General features: G+C 32.8%; 1 protein-coding gene. It reads left to right on the forward strand.

Annotation, left to right across the window (positions count from 1 at the left end; all coding sequences use genetic code 11):
* The first annotated feature begins 116 nt into the window (after positions 1–116).
* Positions 117–938: a GLPGLI family protein gene (locus AC23MB_RS14240; protein WP_487787638.1), complete on the forward strand. Its 822-nt coding sequence runs from the start codon at positions 117–119 to the stop codon at positions 936–938.
* Positions 939–1,213: the final 275 nt, after the last annotated feature.

Below are 1,213 nucleotides of genomic sequence, written 5' to 3' on the forward strand. Positions count from 1 at the left end.
GGGTTTTGCAAAATTACGCCTCCAAAGCTATGGCAGCCTCGTTTTTGGCGTAACTTCGCAAAGCCCTTTCCCGTTATCTGCTATGCTAGAAAAACCGCACCTAAAAACATTGAAGTATGAAAAAATTAACAATCATTCTATTTTTAGTCATCTACAATACTTTTTTTTCACAAACTCATAGATTTATTTATCAATTAGATATCAAAAATAAATATGGGACTGAAAATATGAATATGGTTTTGGATATTGACAAAGAAAATGTAAAATTTTATGATTATGCCTTTTTGGAAATGGACTCCATTAGTCAAAAAGCAGGAGAAATTTGGCAGACAAATACCGAATCCGACCAATTAATTTTAAGAAAAGCAAATACTAACAAAAACACACAATTCCACGATAGTGCATTTGACTATTTGGCGATTGACTCGGAAGACAACATTAATTGGAATATTACAAAAGAAATTAAAAATGTGGGAGAATACAAATTACAAAAAGCGACAGCAAAATTTGGAGGGAGAAATTGGACGGCATGGTTTTGCGAACAAATTCCGTTTCAGGAAGGACCTTATAAATTTCGTGGTCTACCTGCTTTAATTTTTGAATTGAGTGATGACGGGGAAAACTTTAAATATAGTTTGGTAAAAAGTATAAATCTTCCAAAAACCTTTGACACCAAGCAATTTTTGGAAAACCATTATGATACGAAACCTGTTAAAGTGAGTTTAAAACAATATCAAAAAATTAAACTTGATTACTACAATGACCCTGTTTTGCATATGCGAGAAGCGCTTGACAAAGGGGGAACTGTAAGTATTGACGGAGAAAATATTACAAATCAAAATCAATTAGACATTAAAAGAAAATCTTTGCAGGAAAGAATTAAAAATAATTACAATCCAATTGAGATTGACAAAGCAATTCCATATCCTAAAAATTAAAAAAAAGCACAGCAGATAACATGGGTTTTGCAAGATGCGGGGTTGAAGGAAATCTTAGAAAAATTCTAGAAAATACCCGCAAAAAACCATTTCGTTTTTTATTTTTTTGTAAATTTGAAAAAACGAAAATGGTTTTTGCTAGAGGTTGGTTCTCCTCTCGACTTTCGGTTTGCAGTAGCCCGCACCTCGCAAAGCCCCTTTCCGTTATCTGCAATTTTATACCAATATTGCGGTTTTTAGAGGAAAATCAGGTTGGATTTTAGCGGAAAAAATTT

The organism is Soonwooa sp. T0.1_25 (assembly GCF_057652215.1).